The 19980-nt window shown below is 70.5% G+C and carries 16 protein-coding genes; 10 read left to right on the forward strand and 6 right to left on the reverse strand.

Annotation, left to right across the window (positions count from 1 at the left end; translation table 11 throughout):
• Nucleotides 1-53: 53 nt before the first annotated feature.
• From secD to ODJ79_RS13820, 4 genes are all read left to right on the forward strand, one after another.
• Complete coding sequence (secD, locus tag ODJ79_RS13805) at nucleotides 54-1901, forward strand: protein translocase subunit SecD (protein WP_263023890.1); 1848 nt, start codon at nucleotides 54-56, stop codon at nucleotides 1899-1901.
• A 2-nt stretch (nucleotides 1902-1903) separates the two neighbouring features.
• Nucleotides 1904-3118, forward strand: a complete 1215-nt coding sequence (gene secF / locus ODJ79_RS13810) for a protein translocase subunit SecF (RefSeq protein WP_263023808.1) — start codon at nucleotides 1904-1906, stop codon at nucleotides 3116-3118.
• A 58-nt stretch (nucleotides 3119-3176) separates the two neighbouring features.
• Nucleotides 3177-3731, forward strand: coding sequence for an adenine phosphoribosyltransferase (locus tag ODJ79_RS13815; RefSeq protein WP_263023809.1), 555 nt, complete (start codon nucleotides 3177-3179; stop codon nucleotides 3729-3731).
• A 164-nt stretch (nucleotides 3732-3895) separates the two neighbouring features.
• Entirely contained in the window at nucleotides 3896-6433 is a 2538-nt protein-coding gene (locus tag ODJ79_RS13820; RefSeq protein WP_263023810.1) for a RelA/SpoT family protein, read from the forward strand.
• 717 nt (nucleotides 6434-7150) lie between these two features.
• Here the strand turns inward: ODJ79_RS13820 and ODJ79_RS13825 are convergent.
• Together ODJ79_RS13825 and ODJ79_RS13830 are read right to left on the reverse strand one after the other, a co-directional pair.
• Nucleotides 7151-7987 (reverse strand): peptidylprolyl isomerase, encoded by an 837-nt coding sequence (locus ODJ79_RS13825; protein WP_263023811.1) that lies wholly within the window; start codon nucleotides 7985-7987, stop codon nucleotides 7151-7153.
• A gap of 32 nt (nucleotides 7988-8019) precedes the next feature.
• On the reverse strand, nucleotides 8020-8898 hold the full coding sequence (locus ODJ79_RS13830) for a peptidylprolyl isomerase (RefSeq protein WP_263023812.1): 879 nt from the start codon (nucleotides 8896-8898) through the stop codon (nucleotides 8020-8022).
• Nucleotides 8899-9028: 130 nt separating this feature from the next.
• Here ODJ79_RS13830 and ODJ79_RS13835 point away from each other — a divergent pair, with 130 nt between their 5' ends.
• Both ODJ79_RS13835 and hisS read left to right on the forward strand, forming a co-directional pair.
• Complete coding sequence (locus ODJ79_RS13835; RefSeq protein WP_263023813.1) at nucleotides 9029-9712, forward strand: MBL fold metallo-hydrolase; 684 nt, start codon at nucleotides 9029-9031, stop codon at nucleotides 9710-9712.
• A 104-nt stretch (nucleotides 9713-9816) separates the two neighbouring features.
• Nucleotides 9817-11127, forward strand: a complete 1311-nt coding sequence (gene hisS / locus ODJ79_RS13840) for a histidine--tRNA ligase (protein ID WP_263023814.1) — start codon at nucleotides 9817-9819, stop codon at nucleotides 11125-11127.
• Here hisS and ODJ79_RS13845 read toward each other — a convergent pair.
• From ODJ79_RS13845 to ODJ79_RS13860, 4 genes are all read right to left on the reverse strand, one after another.
• Nucleotides 11116-11877: a carbon-nitrogen hydrolase family protein gene (locus ODJ79_RS13845; RefSeq protein WP_263023815.1), complete on the reverse strand. Its 762-nt coding sequence runs from the start codon at nucleotides 11875-11877 to the stop codon at nucleotides 11116-11118. The two genes, hisS and ODJ79_RS13845, sit on opposite strands and share 12 nt — an antisense overlap.
• Nucleotides 11877-12341: a GNAT family N-acetyltransferase gene (locus tag ODJ79_RS13850; protein WP_263023816.1), complete on the reverse strand. Its 465-nt coding sequence runs from the start codon at nucleotides 12339-12341 to the stop codon at nucleotides 11877-11879. Before ODJ79_RS13850 ends, ODJ79_RS13845 begins: the two co-directional genes overlap by 1 nt.
• 13 nt (nucleotides 12342-12354) lie before the next feature.
• Nucleotides 12355-13287, reverse strand: a complete 933-nt coding sequence (locus ODJ79_RS13855; RefSeq protein WP_263023817.1) for an acyl-ACP desaturase — start codon at nucleotides 13285-13287, stop codon at nucleotides 12355-12357.
• 70 nt (nucleotides 13288-13357) lie between these two features.
• Nucleotides 13358-13915, reverse strand: a complete 558-nt coding sequence (locus ODJ79_RS13860; protein ID WP_411267312.1) for a PaaI family thioesterase — start codon at nucleotides 13913-13915, stop codon at nucleotides 13358-13360.
• Here ODJ79_RS13860 and ODJ79_RS13865 point away from each other — a divergent pair.
• The 4 genes from ODJ79_RS13865 (at nucleotide 13914) to cphA (ending at nucleotide 19668) form a co-directional block, all read left to right on the forward strand.
• On the forward strand, nucleotides 13914-14396 hold the full coding sequence (locus ODJ79_RS13865; protein WP_263023819.1) for a winged helix-turn-helix transcriptional regulator: 483 nt from the start codon (nucleotides 13914-13916) through the stop codon (nucleotides 14394-14396). The genes ODJ79_RS13860 and ODJ79_RS13865 overlap by 2 nt on opposite strands.
• A 9-nt stretch (nucleotides 14397-14405) precedes the next feature.
• Entirely contained in the window at nucleotides 14406-15986 is a 1581-nt protein-coding gene (locus tag ODJ79_RS13870; RefSeq protein ID WP_263023820.1) for an MFS transporter, read from the forward strand.
• A gap of 37 nt (nucleotides 15987-16023) precedes the next feature.
• Entirely contained in the window at nucleotides 16024-16809 is a 786-nt protein-coding gene (locus ODJ79_RS13875) for a cyanophycinase (protein ID WP_263023821.1), read from the forward strand.
• An 87-nt stretch (nucleotides 16810-16896) separates the two neighbouring features.
• Entirely contained in the window at nucleotides 16897-19668 is a 2772-nt protein-coding gene (cphA, locus tag ODJ79_RS13880; protein ID WP_263023822.1) for a cyanophycin synthetase, read from the forward strand.
• The last annotated feature ends 312 nt before the right edge of the window (nucleotides 19669-19980 follow it).

A 19980-nucleotide genomic window follows, 5' to 3' on the forward strand; every position in this document is an offset into this window, starting at 1 on the left:
GCGGCCGTAGCGCAGGGAGACGGAAAGCCGTGGCACGACCACCACAGGGACAGATGCATCCCGGACGGCAACTCGGAGTGCTCGGCCTGGTCTTCGTCGTCCTGTATCTCGCCGTGTTCTTCCTCGGCGGGGCAAAGGGCAGCTTCACCGAGCGGCTCCACCCGAAGCTGGGCCTGGACCTCGTCGGTGGCACGCAGGCCACCTACATCGCGTCCGTGCAGGGCGGCCAGGTGCCGTCGAAGGAGAGCATGGAGCAGGCCAAGGGCATCATCGAGAACCGCGTGAACGCGCTCGGTGTGTCCGAGGCCGAGGTGGTCGTCCAGGGCCAGCGCAACATCGTGGTGTCGCTGGCCGGCAAGTCCGAGGACCAGCTCAAGGACCTGGCGAAGGCGGCGCAGATGCGCTTCCGCCTGGTGGTCGGCGCGACCGGCGACGTGTCGGCGAGCGCGCTGAACCCGCCGAGCGCGAGCCCGTCGGCGTCCGCCTCGGCCAAGCCGTCGACCAGCGCCGGCGCCAAGGCGTCCGCGTCGGCCGCCGCCGGTGCCGCGAAGACGCCGAGCGCGAGCGCCACCCCGAGCGCGAGCACGACGCCCAGCGCCACCCCGACGCCGACGCCGAGCGAGACCGCTCTCCCGCAGGCCACCGGTGACGAGAACGTGACCGTCGCGGACGTGCAGAAGAAGGTGGGCCCCGCGGCCTGGGCCGCCGCCGAGAAGCTGACCGCCCCGGTCGACCTCTCGACCAACAAGCAGGCCGGCCTCCCGTACGCGGCGTTCTCGAAGCTGGACGGCGCCGAGGTCAACGTGCTGAGCCCGCAGATGCAGTTCAACGTGCCGACGATCAGCTGCGCGCAGCTGGCCGCCCGGCCGAACGGCGCGATCGACGACGTGAACAAGCAGGCCGCGGTCTGCTACAACGGCGGCAAGGTCCTGCTCGACAAGGCGCCGGTCGTCGGCGAGGACATCTCCAAGGCGAGCCCGCAGCTCGACCAGCAGAACGGCCAGTGGGTCGTCTCGCTCGACTTCAAGAGCGATGGCTCGAAGAAGTGGGCCAACCTGACCCGCCAGGCGTTCACCGCGACCTCCAGCGACCCGTGCTACGTCGCCGCCACCGCGATGTACGGCAGCATCGACCACTGCGCCGTCGCCGTGGTGCTGGACAAGGAGATCGTCTCCGCGCCGCAGATCCAGGGCGTGCTCACCGGCACCTCGCAGATCACCGGCCAGTTCACCGCCAGCTCCGCGAAGCAGCTGGCCGACCAGCTGAACTTCGGCGCGCTGCCGGTGACCTTCGCCTCCGGCCCGGCGCAGACGGTCTCCGCGACCCTGGGCATCCAGCAGCTGAAGGCGGGTCTGCTCGCGGCCGCGATCGGCATGTTGCTGGTGGCCGTCTACGCGTTCTTCTACTACCGGCTGCTCGGCACGGTCATCTTCCTGAGCCTGATCCTGTCGGCCCTGCTGACCTTCGGCGCGCTGGACTTCCTCGGCCGTACCATCGGCTTCACGCTGACCCTGGCCGGCATCGCCGGCTTCATCGTGTCGCTCGGTGTGGCGGCGGACTCGTTCGTCATCTACTTCGAGCGGCTCAAGGACGAGATCCGCGAGGGTCGAAGTCCGCGTAGCGCGGTGTCCCGGGCGTGGGTCCGGGCCCGGCGCACGATCATCTCGGCGAACACGATCACGATCATGGCCGCGGTGGTGCTCTACATCGTCTCGATCGGCGCGGTTCAGGGCTTCGCGTTCGCGCTCGGCCTGTCCACCGTGCTCGACCTGGTCGTGGTGTTCCTCTTCCGGCACCCGATCATGACAATGCTTGCGAGCACCAAGGCGTTCATGTCGCCGCGGGTCAGCGGTCTCGGCCGCGTCCTGCGTCGCACTCCGACCGACGTCAAGGAGGCCTGATCATGGCCCGCACCGGTCTCGCCACCCGCCTCTACCTGGGCGAGGCGAACCTCAACATCGTGGGCCGGCGCAAGACCTGGTTCACGGTGGCGGCGATCCTCGTCGCGATCGCCATCGCCAGCATCTCGATCAAGGGCTTCGAGCGCGGCATCGAGTTCGCCGGCGGCACGTCGCTCAGCATCCCGGCCAAGACCACCAGTGGCGAGACGCTCACCCAGGCCCGGGTCTCCGACGCGGTGACGAAGGCGATCCACGGGGTCGCGCCGGGCGCCGAGGTCGACGCCGCGCAGAAGGTCGGCCAGACCGGCTCGAAGGGCGAGACCTTCACCGTGCGCGCCTCGGCGCTGACCTCGGGGCAGACCGAGAAGGCCAAGGCGGCCCTGATCGCCGACCTCGGGGTGAACGCCGCGGACGTCAGCGACAACCAGGTCTCGGCGGCCTGGGGCGGGCAGGTGACCCGGCAGGCGATCATCGGCCTCGCCATCTTCCTGGTCCTGGTGATGGCCTACCTGATCATCCGGTTCGAGTGGCGGATGGCGGCGGCCGCCGTCGCCTCGCTGCTGCTCGACCTGATCCTCACCGCGGGCGTCTACTCGCTGATCGGCTTCGAGGTCACACCGTCCACAGTGATCGGCTTCCTGACCATCCTCGGGTACGCGCTGTACGACGTGGTCGTGGTGTTCGACAAGGTTCAGGAGAACACCCGCGGCATCACCGCCGGCAGCGTCCGGACGTACGGCGAGGCCACCAACCTCGCGATCAACCAGACGCTGATGCGTTCGCTGAACACCGGTCTGGTGGCGCTCCTGCCGGTCGGCGGCCTGCTGTTCATCGGCGCCGGCCTGCTCGGCGCGGGCACGCTGAAGGACCTCGGCCTGGTGCTGTTCGTCGGTATGGGCATCGGCGTCATCTCCTCGATCATGTTCGCGGCGCCGCTGCTGACCGCGTTCAAGGACCGGGAGCCGAAGATCAAGGCGCACACCGCCCGGGTGCTGGCCCGCCGCGCCGGCGGCCGCTCCGGCGACGTCGCCGGCCGCGGCGAGCGGCAGCCGAACGCCACCGCGTCGGACGAGGCGCCGGCCATGGCCTCGACGGGCACGTCGGCGCCGCGGCCGGGCAGCCGGCCGGCGTCGGCCAAGCGCAGCTCCGGCACGAACCGCGGCGGCCGCCCCGGCGGCACCGGCAACCGCCCGGGCGGCGGCGCCAAGCGCCGGTGATTGTCGATCCACGACGGCCCGTCTCTCCGCGGAGAGGCGGGCCGTTAGTCTTTGCGCCGTGACTGATGAGACTCCCCGGGGCGACAGCGGGTCCGAGTTGGCCGCCGTCGTCGCGAACGGCACCATCGACGTTCCCGACTTCCCCCAGCCGGGCATCGTGTTCAAGGACCTGATGCCGCTGTTCGCCGACGGCGCGTCGTTCCGCCGGGTGGTCGACGGGATCGTCGCGCACTACCCGGGCGGGTTCGACGTGGTGGCCGGGGTGGAGGCGCGCGGGTTCGTGGTGGCCGCCGCGGTCGCGTACGCCACCGGGACCGGCGTGGTGCCCGTACGGAAGGCCGGCAAGCTGCCGCGGAAAGCCCTCAGTGCCTCGTACGCGCTCGAGTACGGCGAGGCCACCCTCGAGGTGCACGAGGACGCGTTCATCGCCGGCCAGCGGGTCCTGGTGGTCGACGACGTGCTGGCCACCGGCGGCACCGCCGGCGCGGCGATCGAGCTGGTCGAGCGGGCCGGCGGCACGATCGCCGGCTTCACCGTGCTGATGGAGCTGGCCTTCCTCAACGGCCGGGAGCGGCTCGCGCCCCGTACCGTCCATGCATTGCTGACCGTTTGATCCCGTCTATCCGGTTAAGCGACCCTCTTTCGGAGATTCAGCCAGGCCATCGGGGAAGACCATGCGGGTAGGATGGCGTTCCTAACCAGGTGACAAATGGCATGAGCGGATCTCTCCGGCCGACGATGATCGGTGAGGTTCCAGGCGATGGTGTGAGGAGGCCGGTGTCCAGCGACGTCGCCCCTCCGGCGGAGGGCACGGTGCAGCCGACCGAAAACACACGGACCGGCGCGGACGCGGAGGCGCCGCCCGTCGAGGAGACACGCCCGGCCGATGAGGCGCCGGCCGCCACCGAGGCGGTCCCACTCGCCGAGGCGGCCCAGCTCGCCGAGGCCGCCCAGCCCGCCGAGACGGCCCAGCCTCGCCCCGCCGTGCCGACCCCCGACCCGGATGTCACCCAGCCGCTGCCGCCCGGCGAGGAGCCCAGCACCGGGTTCGGCCTGGCCAGCGCGCCGACCGGCCGGCGGGTCCGGGCGCGGCTCGCCCGGTTCAACGCGCCGTGGCAGAGCACCCAGGTCAGTGAGGTGCTCGAGCCGCTGATCGCCACCCACCGGGCCAGCCACCCCAAGGCCGACGGCCGCCAGTTGCAGCGCGCCTTCGACGTGGCTGCCCGCTGGCACTCGGGCCAGTACCGCAAGTCCGGCGACCCGTACATCACCCACCCGCTCGCCGTCGCGACGATCCTCGCCAACCTCGGCATGGACACGACCACGCTGGTCGCCGCCCTGCTGCACGACACGATCGAGGACACCGACTACTCGCTCGACCAGATGCGCGCCGACTTCGGCGGCGAGGTCGCGCTGCTGGTCGACGGCGTGACCAAGCTCGACCGGGTCAAGCTGGGCGACGCGGCCAAGGCGGAGACGATCCGCAAGATGGTCGTGGCCATGGCGAAAGACCCGCGGGTGCTGGTCATCAAGCTGGCCGACCGGCTGCACAACATGCGTACGCTGACCTTCCTGCCCCGCCCCAAGCAGGAGCAGAAGGCCAAGGAGACGCTGGAGATCCTCGCACCGCTGGCCCACCGCCTCGGTATGAACACGATCAAGTGGGAGCTCGAGGACCTCGCGTTCGGCACGCTGTTCCCCAAGCGGTTCGAGGAGATCAACCGGCTGATCGGCGAGCACCAGCCGCAGCGTGAGGCGCTGCTGCGCCAGGTGACCAACAGGGTCTCGCTCGACCTGAAGTCCGCGAAGATCAAGGCGGAGACCACCGGCCGCCCGAAGCACCTGTACTCGATCTATCAGAAGATGATCGTGCGGGGCCGCGACTTCAACGACATCTACGACCTGGTCGGCGTGCGCATCCTGGTCGACACGGTTCGCGACTGCTACGCCGCGCTGGGCGTCATCCACGCGAACTGGCAGCCGGTGCCGGGCCGGTTCAAGGACTACATCGCGATGCCGAAGTTCAACATGTACCAGTCGTTGCACACGACGGTCATCGGCCCGACCGGCAAGCCGGTCGAGATGCAGATCCGCACGTTCGCGATGCACCGTACGGCCGAGTTCGGCATCGCCGCGCACTGGAAGTACAAGGAGCAGAAGGGCGCGACGATCGTCGGGCCGCCGGCGCACATCGACGAGATGACCTGGCTGCGGCAGCTGCTCGACTGGCAGCGCGAGGCCAGCGACCCGTCCGAGTTCCTCGACGCGCTGCGCTTCGACCTGTCCAGCCAAGAGGTCTACGTCTTCACACCCAAGGGCGACGTGATCCCGCTGCCCACCGGATCGACGCCGGTCGACTTCGCGTACGCGGTGCACACCCAGGTCGGGCACAAGTGCATCGGCGCGCGGGTCAACGGCAAGCTCGTGCCGCTCGAGTCGACGCTCTCCAACGGCGACGTGATCGAGATCTTCACCTCGAAGTCGGCCACGGCCGGTCCGACGCAGGACTGGCTGGGCTTCGTGAAGAGCCCCCGGGCCCGTACGAAGATCCGGCAGTTCTTCAACAAGGAGCGTCGCGAGGAAGCGATCGAGATCGGCAAGGAGGCGATCGTCAAGGCGATGCGCAAGCAGGGCCTGCCCCTGCAGCGCATGCTGACCAGCGAAAACCTCACGACGATCGCGCGCGACCTGCACCTGGCCGACGTGGCCTCGCTGTACGCGGCGGTGGGCGAGAACACCGTGTCGGCCCAGTCCGTGGTGCAGAAACTCGTGGCCGGCTTCGGCGGCGAGGAGGGCGCGGTCGAGGACATCGCCGAGACCGCCGTCGCGACCCGGCCGCCGCGCAACCGCAGCACCGCGCAGGACCCCGGCGTCGTGGTCAAGGGCGTCAGCGACGTGTGGGTCAAACTGGCCCGCTGCTGCACCCCGGTGCCCGGCGACGCGGTGTTCGGCTTCGTCACCCGCTCCGGCGGCGTTTCGGTGCACCGCGAGGACTGCGCGAACGCGGAGGACCTGCGCGACCAGTCCGAGCGCGTGGTCGAGGTGAGCTGGAAGCCGACCAGCGCGTCGACCTTCCTGGTGGCGATCCAGGTGGAGGCGCTCGACCGGCACAAGCTGCTGGCCGACGTCACCCGGGTGCTCTCCGAGGAACGCGTCAACATCCTCTCGGCGACCGTGACGACCACGCGCGACCGGGTGGCGGTCAGCCGCTTCACGTTCGAGATGGCCGACCCGAAGCACCTGGGCCACCTGGTGGCAGCCGTCCGCAAGGTCGACGGCGTCTTCGACGCCTACCGGGTGACCTCGGGCGCGTAACCAATGCATTCCGGCCGTACGGGGTGAAGCGCCGCCCGGGCTGTGGACAACGACGAAGACTGTCGGACTCGGGTGCTTGAATGGGGCCCCACCCATCGAGGGTGGGGGTGGCCCGCGGACCTTGCGGTAACCCCGCGGATCTTTGCTTTAACCGTGGCGGATCGTCGCTGGGAACGTGAGGCTTTCAGTGACCGCGCTCGATGACCGGCGTGGGGTGCGGCCGCGCGCCGTGAGCGACGGCCCGCGTCTCCGCATCAACAGCCGGGCCGCCGCCTCCCGGTTGGAGTGGCCGGCCTCGCGTTGGGTCAGGCCGCGCGTTGGATCGGGCCTCGCGGTGGGCCGGGCGTCGCGGTGGGCCGGGCGTCGCGGTGGGCCGGGCGTCGCGGTGGGCCGGGCGTCGCGGTGGGCCGGGCGTCGCGGTGGGCCGGGCGTCGCGGTGGGCCGGGCCTCGCGGTGGGCCGGGGCCGAGCGTTGGAGCCGGGACGCGCGGTGAGCCGGGACGTGCGGTGAGCCCGGACGTGCGGTGAGTGGCGTGCGTGCTCCCGCGCTGGAGAAGTCGGCGCGCCCACCCCTGCGCGGCGAGGCGCGCCCACCCCTGCGCGGCGAGGCGGTGCGGACGCGCTTCCGCGTGGGCGGGGCTCGCCTCGTACGGGAAACGGCTGGTGCGCAAGAAAAAGGGCGGAGCCGGAGCCCCGCCCTTCCCGGTTTGCCGCCGGATCAGCTCACGGTGATCGTCTTGAAGACCAGTTCCTTCTTGGGGTGGCCGCCGCCGGCCGATGAGGCGAAGGCGCCGTCGTCGCCGGCCTTGACCACGTCCTTGACGATGTCGAGGCCCGACGTGACCTTGCCGAGCAGGGTGTAGTTCGCGGGCAGTTTGGTGTCCGCCGTGACGATGAAGAACTGGCTGCCGGTGCTGCCGGGCTGGCCGGTGTTGGCCATCGCGATCGAGCCCTCGGGGTACGGGTTGTTCGTGTCGGTCGGCAGGTTTTCCTCGGCCATGGTGTAGCTCGGGCCGCCCTGGCCGTCGGTCTCGCGGTAGCCCTTGCCGGTCGCGAACGGGTCGCCGCACTGGAGGACCTGGAAGCTCTTCTCGTTGACCAGGCGGTGGCACTTGGTGTTGTCCCAGAACTTCTTGCTGCCGAGGTACGCGAAGCTGGACGTCGTGCAGGGCACCTTCGACTTGTCGAGAGTCGCGGTGATCTTGCCGAGGTTGGTGTCCATCGTCAGCGTCGAGGTGCCGGTCTTCGGCGCGGTGGGCGGCGGGGTGCCGACGTCCTTGACCTTGCCGCCGCCGGTCTGCGGCGTCCAGGTGCAGGCGGTGAAGCCGGCCGGGACGGCGGCAGCGCTGGAGCTGGCGCTGGGGCTCTTCTTCTTGTCGTCCTTCATCGCGTTGACGAGCCACACCGTGGCGCCGGCGATGACAACGACCGCGATCGCCGAGCCGATGATCGTCTGGCGCTGGCGGCGCTTACGTGCGGCCGCGGCTCGCTCGGCCATCTCCTTCTCGAGCCGGGCTCGCGCCGCCGCGCGCTGCCGGTCCTTGATCGACGACACGGTGTTCCTCCTGCTGTGTTCGGCCTGGGGGATTAAGACAGTGCGCTCGCCGAGGGCGCCGCGGAGGCGGCCGCCGAGGCGGCCGGCTGTGCGACGGTGAGGCCGGCGATCGTGATCTTGGTCGTGGGCTTGACCTTGTCGCCGGCTGCGTCCGCGACGGTGGGGATCTTGCCGATCTTCTCGACCGTGGCCATGCCGCCGGACACCGTGCCGACGATCGAGAACTCCGGGGTGGCCGGCGTGTAGTCCTTGAAGAAGATCAGGAACTGGCTGCCGTTGGTGCCCGGCGGGTTGCCGATCAGCGCGACCGTGCCCTTGGGGTAGAGCGGGGTCGTGGCCGGGGCCTTACCCGCCGCGGCGCTGGGCGAGGGGGTGGGGGCGGCCGGGGTGTTCTCGCTGTACACGCTGTAGGTCGGGCCGCCGAGCCCGGTGCCCGTCGGGTCACCGCAGCGGATCGCGCCGTACGTGGTGATCTCGTGGCACGTGGTGTTGTCGAAGAACTTCTTGCTCGCCAGGTAGCTGAGATCCTCGGAACCGCAGGGCGAGCTGGTCAGATCGAGGCTGACCTCGATCGGAGCGCCCTGGTTCGTGGTGATCGTCATCGTCTTCGTGCCCGACACCGGAATGTTCTTGGTGGGCGGCGTGCCGACTTCCTTCAGGTTCGTGTTGGTCGTCGCGCTCTGCGGCGTCCAGGCGCAGACGTCCTGGTCTGCCGCGGTCGTGGACTTGTTGTCGGAGTCGAAGGCCCCGTTCATCCACGCGATGCCGGCGACGATCAGCAGGACCGCGACACCCGAGCCGATCCCGGCGTAAATCCGGCGCCTGCGCCGCTCCTTGACGGCTCGCCGGGCCATTTGCCGATCGAGCTTCGCCCGGGCGAGCTTGCGCTGCCGGTCCTTACTGGATGCCACCGAACGCTGCCCTTCCTTCTAGTCCTGTCACACGCCCGCAAGAGTGTACGGGTACCTCCTGGGAAAGTGGTGTGCGCATGCCGGGCTAGGCTCGTTACGATTCGTACCCGATTTGTATTTGGGAGATCCTTTGCTCGTCACCGGCTTTCCGGCTGAGGCCTTCGGCACCAACTGCTATGTGGTGGCCGCGGGCGCGGGCGAGCAATGCCTGATCGTCGATCCCGGCATCGGCGTCCTGGACCAGCTCGACGAGGTGCTCGCCGAGCACCGCCTGCAGCCCGCGGCGGTCCTGCTCACCCACGGCCACCTCGATCACACGTTCTCGGTGGCGCCGGTCTGCGGGGCCCGCGGAATTCCCGCGTACGTGCACCCGGCCGACCTGGAGATGCTGGCCGACCCGGCCAAGGGTCTGAGCGCCGACCTGAGCTCGCTGTTCGGCGGCCGGTTCTCCTACACGGCGCCCGACGACGTCGCGGAGCTCACCGACGGGGCGGTATTGAACCTCGTCGGTCTCGAGGTGACCGTCGACCACGCTCCCGGCCATACCGGCGGGTCGGTGCTGTTCCGCCTGCCCGGGGACGATTCACCCCTCTGCCTCTCGGGTGACGTGCTCTTCGCGGGATCCATCGGGCGCACCGACCTGCCGGGCGGGAACACCGAGACGATGATGACCAGCCTGCGGGACAAGATCCTGCCGCTGGCCGATGACACCGTCGTTCTCCCCGGCCACGGACCGGCCACCACCATCGGCCGCGAGCGCGCATCCAACCCGTACCTGCGGGAGTTGATCGCCGCGCCCGGCCGTGGTCTCTGACGAAGTGAGCCTTGTTCACGACGGTGGAGATCACGTGCATGACTTGCGCTGATGTGGGGGTCAAGGTAGGTCGTGAACAAGACTCATCCTAGGAGATTTTGAGAATGCCGATTTCCGGCTTCCCCGAATGGCTGCCCGCGCAGCGCATCATCGAGCAACGCGTGATCGACCGGATCCGGTCGACCTTTGAGCTGTACGGGTTCGCGCCGCTGGAGACGCGGTCGGTCGAACCGCTGGAGACTCTGCTGAGCAAGGGGGAGACCTCCAAGGAGGTCTATCTGCTGCACCGCCTGCAGGGTGAGGCCGGCCCGTCCGCCGACGATCAGCTGGGTCTGCACTTCGATCTGACCGTGCCGTTTGCCCGGTATGTCGTTGAAAACGCGGGAAAGCTGGTCTTCCCGTTCCGCCGGTATCAGATCCAGAAGGTCTGGCGGGGGGAGCGGCCGCAGGAGGGGCGCTACCGCGAGTTCCTGCAGGCCGACATCGATGTGGTCAATCGGGACAATTTGCCGTTCCACTACGACACCGAGATGCCGCTGGTGATCGGGGACGCGCTCGCCGGGCTGCCCATCCCGGCCGCGCGGATCCAGGTCAACAACCGCAAGGTCTGTGAGGGGTTCTACCGGGGGCTCGGCCTCGCGGACACCGACCAGGTCCTGCGTACGGTCGACAAATTGGACAAGATCGGCCCGGCGCGCGTTTCGGAGCTGCTGGTGGAAACCGCCGGCGCCTCGGCGTCGCAGGCGGCCGCGTGCCTGGACCTTGCCGCGATCTCCGCGGAGGACGGGTCCTTCGTGGACGCGGTCCGCAAGCTCGGGGTGAGTGACCCGCTGCTCGACGAGGGTCTCGAGGAGTTGGTCCGGGTGGTCGAGACCGCCCGCGAGCACGCGCCCGGCCTGGTCGCCGCCGAGCTCAAGATCGCTCGCGGCCTCGACTACTACACCGGAACCGTGTACGAGACCCAGCTGCGCGGTTATGAGCGGTTCGGGTCGGTCTGCTCGGGCGGCCGCTACGACAACCTGGCCTCCTCGGGCAAGGACCGTTTCCCCGGCGTCGGCATCTCGATCGGCGTCTCCCGGATGCTCGGCGTGCTCTTCGGCCAGCAGGCGCTGAGCGTGTCCCGCTCGGTGCCGACCTGCGTGCTGGTGGCGCTGCCGCACGAGGACCAGCGGGTGGCCTGCGACCGGATCGCCGCGGCGCTGCGCCGCCGCGGCATCCCCACCGAGGTGGCGCCGACCGCCGCGAAGTTCGGCAAGCAGATCCAGTACGCCGACCGGCGCGGCATTCCGTACGTGTGGTTCCCCGGCGAGCAGGACGAGGTCAAGGACATCCGCTCGGGCGCGCAGTCACCCGCCTCGGCGGACTCGTGGGCGCCGCCGGCCGAGGACCTGCACCCGGTCGTCTCAGGCGCGTGACTCCGTGCGGCAGGGCCCCCGGGCCCTGCCGCCTACCTCCGCCTTAACCATGCCGACGGTGTGCAGCGGCACCTGGGCGACCACGACCCCGTCGGGCCGGATCACGCTGGTCGGTCCGAGCCCGATCCGCCCCGCACCCCGTTCCCCGGTGACGTCGGCGGAAATGAGCCACATCCCGGTTTCCCGCGCCCGCTCACCGCGGATCGCGTTGTGCCTGGGCTGCCAGAGCTCGGCCTTCGCCCGGCCCATCATGTTCTGCGACGGGACGAACAGCACCTGGGCGCCCTGCGCGGCCACCGCCTTCGCCGCCGCCGGGAACCGGGTGTCGTAGCAGATGTTGATGCCGAACCGGACGCCGTTGAGGTCGAAGACCGGGTACGCCGCACCGGCGGTGAAGGTCTGTTCCCCGGGCGTCAGATGCGTCTTCCGGTAAACCCCGGTGACCTCGCCGCGGGTGATGACCACGGCCGAGTTGAAGAAGCGGGAGCCGTCGCGTTCGATCAGCCCGAGCACCAGGGTCTGCCGGAGAGGAGCCAGCCGGGCCAGGATCTCCCCGAACTCCGGCGAACCCAGCTCGTACGCGGTGCGGGCCAGGTGGTCGCCGGTCGTCAGGTAGCCCTGGAGGAAGCACTCCGGGAACAGCAGCAGGTCCACGCCGGGCGCCTGGTCCGCGAAGGACTCCACCACGGCCAGCGCCGCCGGCACGTCCGAGAGCAGTTCCGGCGTCTGGCAGGCGCCCGCCCTGAGCACTATTCCGCCGGCCGGTAGTGGCGCAGCTCGACCGGTCTGCCGCCCGGTCCGGTCCAGTCGGCGACGCTGGTGTGGGTGTACCGCCAGCCGTGCGACTCGTAGAAGGCGACGGCCGGCGATCGTCGGTCACCGGCAACCTCGAGAGAAAGGCCGAGTCGCCGCTCCCGGGCCCATTCCACGGCGCGGGTCATGAGCGCCTCGGCGACTCCGCGCCGCCTCGCCGTCGGCACCACGAACAGGCGGGAAACCTCGGCCGACGTGTCCGAGACGGTCTGAACGGCGAGGTGCCCGGCCGGTTCGATGCCCGGTAGCTCGGCCACCCAGGCGCGAGCCAACCCGGGCGGGGACAGCCACCCGGCCGGGTCCGGCGGCCAGTTCAGCGGGTAGCCGTCGGCCTCGTGAACGGCCCGCAGGCCGGACACGCAGCCGGGCAGGTCCGCGTCGCGGCGCTCCCGGATGACCACCTGGCTCGTACCCTCAGAGCTTTTGCGTTTGCCGTTGCCGCCGGGCCTCGCGCTTCTCCTCGAACCGGACCGCCTGGATCTCCAGGTTTTCCATGTGCGCGGCGAGCTGGTCGCGCGCCTTCTCGCCCTCGGCGGTCAGGTCGGTGCGGCCGAAGATGTTCCACTGGCGCAGGACGGGCTGCAGCACCTCGTCGCGATGCTGGCGCAGGTCGTAGATGCCGGCCAGCGCGATCGAGAGGGCCTTGCGCTGGAAGCCCTCGATGTTGGCGCCGGGCATCTCGAAGCCGGCGACGACGTCGGCCACGGCGCGCATGGCGTGGTCGGCGTCCAGGTCGAAAGCCGCCGCGAGCAGGTTGCGGTAGAAGACCATGTGCAGGTTCTCGTCGGCCGCGACCCGGGCCAGCAACTGCTCGGCCAGTGGGTCGCCGGTCGCCTTTCCGGTGTTGCGGTGCGAGATGCGGGTGGCCAGCTCCTGGAACGCCACGTACGCGATGGAATGCATCATCTCGTCGGGGTGGGCATTGGCGTAGCCCGATTGCATGTGGGTCATCCGGGCCCGCTCGAGCGCCACCGGATCGACCGCCCGGGTGACCGTCAGGTAGTCGCGCAGGGCGATGCCGTGTCGGCCCTCCTCGGCGGTCCAGCGGTGCACCCAGGTGCCCCACGCGCCGTCGCGGCCGAACAGGGTGGCGATCTCGTGGTGGTACGAGGGCAGGTTGTCCTCGGTGAGCAGGTTGACGATCAGGGCGGTGCGGGCCACCTCGGGGATCGCGGAGTCGTCCTCGCGCCACGGCTCGCCGCCGAGCAGGCCGTCGAAGGTGCGGCCGTCGCTCCACGGCACGTACTCGTGCGGGAACCACTCCTTGGCGAGCGACAGGTGCCGGTCGAGGTTGGCGGCCACGACGGGCTCCAGCTCGATGAGCAGGGCGGTTTGGTCCACGATCACTCCCTACGGTTGCGTAACCTACGCAACCGTAGCCTCCTACCGGCCGGTACTGACAGCCAGGAGGAAAGATTCACAGCATGTCGAACAGGATGCAGGAGCTGGTCGCGTGGGCGAGCAGGCGGTCGTCGGCGTCGGTCAGGCGAGCGTCGGCCAGCGCGGTGCGGCGCCCCTTCTGCAGGACGCTGCCGGTGCAGACGATGCGGCCGGTGGCGAGAGTGACCGGGCGCAGGAACTTGACCGAGAGGTCGAGGCTTGTGTAGCCGATACCGGCCGGCAGCGTGCTGTGCACCGAGCAGGCCGCGGCGGTGTCGAGGAGCGTGGAGATGACGCCGCCGTGCATGGTGCCGAGCGGGTTGTAGTGGAACTCCTGCGGGTCCAGGTGGATGGTGACGCTGCCCTCCTCGACCTCCATGCCGGCCATGTCGATCAGCCGCATGATCGGCGGCGCCGGAAAGTCGCCCGCCGCCATCGCGCGCAGCAGCTCCAGGCCGCTCTGCCGGCCGATCATGGCCGCGTGCACGGTGGGATTGGTCCACTCGAAGGTGCGGCTGCGCTCCTGGGTCTGCGTCATGAACCCAGGCTTTCCCGGCTTGCTGCGTCTGTCAAGCAGACCTAGCCTGGTTGTCATGAATCCCACAGCGGCCTCCGACGCGCTGGAATGGTCGATCGACGGGTGCACGATCGGGCGGGCCATGGAGGTGCTCGGCGAGAAATGGACCCTGGTGGTGCTGCGCGAGGTCGTCAACGGGATCCGCCGCTTCGACGACATGCGGGTACGCACGGGCGTGCCCCGGCAGGTGCTCTCCAACCGGCTGGCGATGCTGGTCGACCAGGGGGTGCTGAAAAGGGTGCCCTATCGGGATCCGGGAGCGCGGGAACGGCACGAGTACCGGCTGACGCCGAAGGGGCTCGACCTCTATCCGGTGCTGATCACCCTGCTCGAATGGGGCAACAAATATCTGGCGGATCCGGCCGGGCCGCCGCTGCGGTTCACCCATCGCGACTGTGGGGCGGAGGTGCATGCCGAGATCCATTGTGCGGACGGGCACCTCTTGGCGGATCGCCGTGAGGTCGTGCCCAGGCCGGGGCCGGGAGCCCGCCGCCGCTAGGTTCTTCGAGTGACTACGGCCTCGCCCTGGGCGCCGCTGCGCCAGACGGTGTTCCGGAATCTGTGGATCGCCGTGCTCGCCAGCAACGTCGGCACCTGGATGCAGACCGTCGGTGCTCAATGGCTGGTGGTGGGTGAGCCGAACGCGGCCACCTGGGTGAGCCTCGTGCAGACCGCGACCATGCTTCCGGTGCTGCTGCTGGCGTTGCCGTCCGGGGCGCTCGCGGATCGTTTCGACCGGCGCCGGCTGCTGCTGGCCGTGCAGGTCGCGCTGTTCGCCGTCGGGTGTGTGCTGACCGCTCTGACGGCGCTCGACCTGATGTCGCCGCCGGCGCTGCTGGTCTTCACCTTTCTGCTCGGGGTGGGGCAGGCGCTGACGCTGCCGTCGTGGCAGGCGATCATCCCGGAGGTGGTGCCGCGGGAGGAGTTGCCGTCGGCCTCGGCGCTCGGCGCGGTGAACACGAACCTGGCGAGATCCGCGGGGCCGGCGGTGGCGGGTCTGCTCGTCGCCCAACTGGGATCGGCCGTGGTTTTCGGGATAAACGCGGCATCATTCGGGATTTTCGCGGTGGTCCTCTTTGTCTGGCGGCGCCCGCCGCAGACGCCGGCCTCTCACCCCGAACATCTGGGCAGCGCGCTACGGGCCGGTGGGCGATACGTCCGATATTCCCCGGTGGTCCGCCGGTTGCTGGCCAGAGTCGTCCTCTTCGTGCTTCCCGGCAGCGTGATCTGGGGCCTGCTCCCGCTGGTCGCCCATCAAGAGCTGCGGATGGACGCGAGCGGATACGGCATCCTGCTCGCCGCGCTCGGCGTGGGCGCGATCGCGGGCGCCCTGCTGATGCCGAGGATCCGCACGATCCTGACCCCCAACCAGCTGATCGTCGCGGCCGGCGTCGTCTACGGTCTCGCGCTGGTCGTCATGGCGCTCGTGCTGCACGCGTACGCGGTGATCGTGGTCTTGATCTTTGCCGGCCTGGCCTGGATGACGCTGGTCTCCCGGATGAACGCGACCCTCCAGCTGTTCCTGCCGAACTGGGTGCGGGCCCGCGGCTTCGGCATCTACCAGGTGGTCTTCGCGGGCGGGCAGGCGTTCGGCGCCTTCGCCTGGGGGCAGGTCACCGCCGCCACGAGCCTGCGGACGGCCTATCTGATCGCGGCCGCGATCATGCTTACGGGGACCTGCACGGTGCTCTGGTGGCCGGTGCACGAGCAGGACGGCGCCGACCGCAGCCCGGCGATCTACTGGGCCGAGCCACACCTCATGCTCGAGCCGCACCTGGACGAGGGCCCGGTGCTGGTCACCTCGGTGTACCTGGTGGACGAGGCGAACGCGGCCGCGTTCCGGGAGGCGATGGCGGCGCTGCGCGGGTCGAGGCAGCGCACCGGGGCGACTCGGTGGGGCCTGTTCCGCGACGGCGCAGACCCGGCCCGCTTCGTCGAGGTCTACCAGGTCCCGACCTGGGCCGAGCACCTGCGCCAGCACGAGGGGCGGCTGACCGTACGGGACGAGCAGCTCGAGCAGAAGGCCGCCGCGCTCGCCCGGGGCCCGGCGGAGGTGACCCATTTGCTCCCGGCGGACTACGACCGTTAGGCGGATGTTTCGTATTTGTTCCGTTTAATCTGAGGCTGTGTCGAGTCGTCGGCTACTGATCATCGGCGGCGCGGCCGGACCTGGCCTGCTCGGCCGCTTCGTCGCGCTGGCGGGCGGTCCCGCAGCCCGCATCGTCGTGATCGCCACCGCGAGCTCCGAGCCCGACCTGGCCGCCTCGTCCTTCGGCGAGGCGTTCACGGCGCTCGGCGCCGGTGAGGTGCAGGCGTTGTCCATCTCGACGAGGGCAGAGGCCAATGCGGAACAGCCGTTGCTGCGCCGGGCCACCGGGGTGTTCTTCACCGGCGGCGAGCAGGAACGGATCACCCGGGTGATCGGCGGAACCCGGACCGACTCGCTGCTGCACGAACTGACCGGCGCGGTGATCGCCGGAACCAGCGCGGGCGCCGCCGCCATGTCCGGCACCATGATCGCCGAGGGCGACGCGCCGGGCATCACCCGGGCCAGCGTCCGCACCGGGCCCGGCCTCGAGTTCCTCCCCGGCGTGCTGATCGACCAGCACTTCGCCGAGCGGGGCCGGGTCAACCGGCTGCTCAGCGCCGTCGCGCTCTACCCGCACGAGCTCGGCCTCGGCATCGACGAGGACACCGCCATCCTCACCGACGGCGACCGCTTCGAGGTGCTCGGCTCGGGCGCGGTCACGGTGGTCGACGCCGGCGCCGCCACCGACATCCGGGTTCCCGCCCAGGGCCCGATCACGCTCACCGGCGCGCGCATCCACGTGCTCGCCGCCGGACACACCTTTCATCTCGCGGGCCGCCGGCCGGTCGCCGACGCCTCCACCGCCGAACGGGAAGCCGCATGAAGCCCCGACAGGAGCCGCATGAAGCCCGAGCGGGAAGCCGCACGAAGACCGGACGGGAACCCGCATGAAGCTCGAACGGGAAGCCGCATGAAGATCGAAAGCCTGCGCCGCCTCCGCGGACCGAACGTGTACCTGTCGCGGCCGGCGATCGTGGCCGCGCTGCGTCTCGGCGACCTGGCCGGGCGGGAGACCTCGGACGTCACCGGCTTCGCCGAGCGGCTGCTGCGCGCGCTGCCCGGCCTGACCGAGCACCACTGCGCGGCCGGTGCGCCGGGCGGCTTCGTCAGCAAGCTGCGCGGCGGCACCTACTTCGGGCACGTCACCGAGCACGTCTGCCTCGAGCTCTCGCAGATCATCGGGCGGGACGTGAGCTTCGGCCGGACGGTCTCCGCCGGCGAGCCGGGCCTCTATCACCTGATCATCGAGTGCCCGATGGACGAGCCGGCTTCGTCCGCGGTGCCGGAGCACCTGCTCACCACGGCCATCGACCTGGTCGACGAGATCGTGGCCGGGGCGACCTACTCGAGCGTGGCGCCGGCGGCGAACGCCGACAGCTCGGACGCCTCCCTGACGTCCCGCATCGCCCGGCTGGCCGCGACCGCCGAGCGGGAGGCCACCGGCCCGAGCACCCGGGCGATCATCGCAGCCGCCCGCCGCCGCGGCATCCCGGTCGAGCGCTGCGCGGATCTCAGCCTGATTCGGCTCGGTTGGGGCAATCGGCGGCGGATGGCCTGGGCCGCGATGAGTGACCGCACCAGCGGCGTCGGCATCGACGTGGCCGGCGACAAGGAGATCACCCGGCGGCTGCTTAACGACGCGGGCGTGCCGATCCCGGCCGGTGGCGCCGCGCGGACCGCCACCGAGGCCGCCTGCCTGTTCGCCGAGCTCGGCGGCCCGGTGGTGATCAAACCCCGGCAGGGCCGGCAGGGCGATCGGGTCACCCTGAGCGTGATGACCGGAGCCGAGACCGTGTACGCGTTCACCGCCGCCGGTCAGGACGTGATCGTCGAGCGCCAGCTGGGCGGCCGGGACTACCGGGTGCTCGTGGTGGCCGGCGAGGTGGCCGCGGCCGCCGAACGGATCGCCGCGCACGTCGTCGGCGACGGCCGCAGCACCGTCGCCGAGCTGGTCGAGCGCACCAACACCGACCCGCGGCGGGGTGCCGGCCACTCCCGGGTGCTCACCCGGATCACCGTGGACGACGCGTCGATGCGGGTGCTCGAGCGGCAGGGCATCCGGCTGGCCGCGGTGCCGGAGAACGGGTGCCAGGTCTGGTTGCGCGAGACCACCAACCTCTCCACCGGCGGCATCAGCCACGACGTCACCGACCGGGTGCACCCCGACGTGGCCCGGCTCTGCCTGCGGGTGGCCGCACTGGTCGGCCTGGACATCTGCGGGATCGACCTGCGGCTGCCGGACATCGCCGAACCGCTGCCACCGGTCGCCGTGGACCGCGAGGTCACCGCCGGGGTGATCGAGGTGAACGCGGTGCCCGGCCTGCGGATGCACCTGGCCCCGGTGCGCGGCCGCGCACGTGACGTGGGCGACGCGATCGTGCGGGCGATGTTTCCGGCCGGGTCGGACGGTCGCATCCCGACCGCGGCGATCACCGGCACCAACGGCAAGACGACCGTGGCCCGGCTGACCGCGCACCTGCTCGCCGACACCGGAATGCGGGTCGGGCTGACCACCAGCGACGGGGTCAGCGTGGACGGGCGGGCGATCTACCAGGCGGACGCGACCGGGCCGCTGTCGGCGCAGATGGTGCTGTGCGACCCGGGCGTGCAGGCGGCGGTGCTGGAGACCGCGCGGGGCGGGCTGCTGCGGCGCGGGCTCGGATACGACTGGTCGGACGTCGGCGTGATCACCAACATCACCGCCGACCACCTCGGGCAGGACGGGCTGGACACGGTCGAGGACCTGGCGCATGTGAAGGCGCTGGTGGCCGAGCGGGTACGGGACGGCGGGACCCTGGTTCTCAATGCCGACGACCCGTGGGTGCGGACGCTGGTGGACCGGCCGCGGGTGCGGGCCGACCGCAAGCGGGTGGTCTGGTTCGGGCTCGACCCGCACCAGCCGGTGGTGGTCGAGCACCTGGCCAAGGGTGCGACCGCCTATCTGGTGCAGGACGGCTGGCTGGTGCAGGCCACCGGCGCCCGGCGGACGCCGCTGCTGCGGATGGCCGACCTGCCGGGCGCCTTCGGCGGGGCGGCGCCGCACGCGGCCGCCAACGCTCTCGCGGCGGTGGCGGCGGCCCGGGCGCTCGGCGCCGGCCAGGAGTCGGTGTCCGGTCGGCTGGCCGACTTCGACCCGGCGGTGGCCAATCCGGGGCGGGCCACGCTGCTGCGGATCGGCGACGTCTCGGTCTTCGTGGACTACGCGCACAACCCGGCCGCGCTCGCCGCCACGCTGCGTACTCTGCACGGGCTCTGGGGGGTCGAGCGGTGCGTGGCGGTGGTGACCTTGCCCGGCGACCGGCGCGACGACCTGCTGGCGGCGTGCGCCCAGGTCGTGGCCGACGGGGTCGTGCGGGCGGTGCTCTACGACGACGAGGACCCGCGGGGCAGGCAGCCGGGGGAGGTGTCCGCGCTCGTCGAGCGGGAGATGCGGGCCCGTCGGCCGAAGCTGCTGGCGTTGCGGGCCGACGGTTACCGGGAGGCGGTCACCGAGGCGCTGCGGCTGGCCGGACCGGGCGATGTGGTGCTGGTTCTGTACGAGACGCTGGCGCCGGTGCTGGCCCTGCTGGCCGAGCTGGGCGCGGTGCGCGGGACCGACATGCCGGTGGCCGCGCTGCCCAAGGCGCCGGGCGCGGTGCAGGTGCCGGCCCGGGACTTCGTCCAGGGCGTCCTGCTGGGATGACGGCCGACGTCCGTCTTTCGGGGACGGAAACGCCGAGTGTCGGGGCTGGTACGCGAAATGACTGATCAGCCGCGGGGATCACCCGATCAGATGGGTTTGCACAGCTAGATCCTTCAACTTTTGCCATGGGGCGAACAACTGAGATCATCAGTCGATTACGGAGCTGATGTCTTTCCGTGACGTATTGACGACAGATTGTGTACTGGTCCATGGTGGACCTTCAGAAAGCTGCACTATCGACCTTTCGCTTTCAACCATAAATATTTGCAAATTTCGGGCAAAGTGGCGGGGAAATGAGTCCTAGATCCGACT

It is taken from the genome of Actinoplanes sp. KI2 (assembly GCF_025630775.1).
Classification (GTDB): domain Bacteria; phylum Actinomycetota; class Actinomycetes; order Mycobacteriales; family Micromonosporaceae; genus Actinoplanes.

Excerpts from the sequence above, each read along its gene's own strand:
- secD (WP_263023890.1), top strand. The coding sequence starts at position 54 with ATGCATCCCGGACGGCAACTCGGAGTGCTCGGCCTGGTCTTCGTCGTC.
- secF (WP_263023808.1), top strand. The coding sequence starts at position 1,904 with ATGGCCCGCACCGGTCTCGCCACCCGCCTCTACCTGGGCGAGGCGAAC.
- hisS (WP_263023814.1), top strand. The coding sequence starts at position 9,817 with ATGCCGATTTCCGGCTTCCCCGAATGGCTGCCCGCGCAGCGCATCATC.
- ODJ79_RS13865 (WP_263023819.1), top strand. The coding sequence starts at position 13,914 with ATGAATCCCACAGCGGCCTCCGACGCGCTGGAATGGTCGATCGACGGG.
- ODJ79_RS13860 (WP_411267312.1), bottom strand. The coding sequence starts at position 13,915 with ATGACAACCAGGCTAGGTCTGCTTGACAGACGCAGCAAGCCGGGAAAG.
- cphA (WP_263023822.1), top strand. The coding sequence starts at position 16,897 with ATGAAGATCGAAAGCCTGCGCCGCCTCCGCGGACCGAACGTGTACCTG.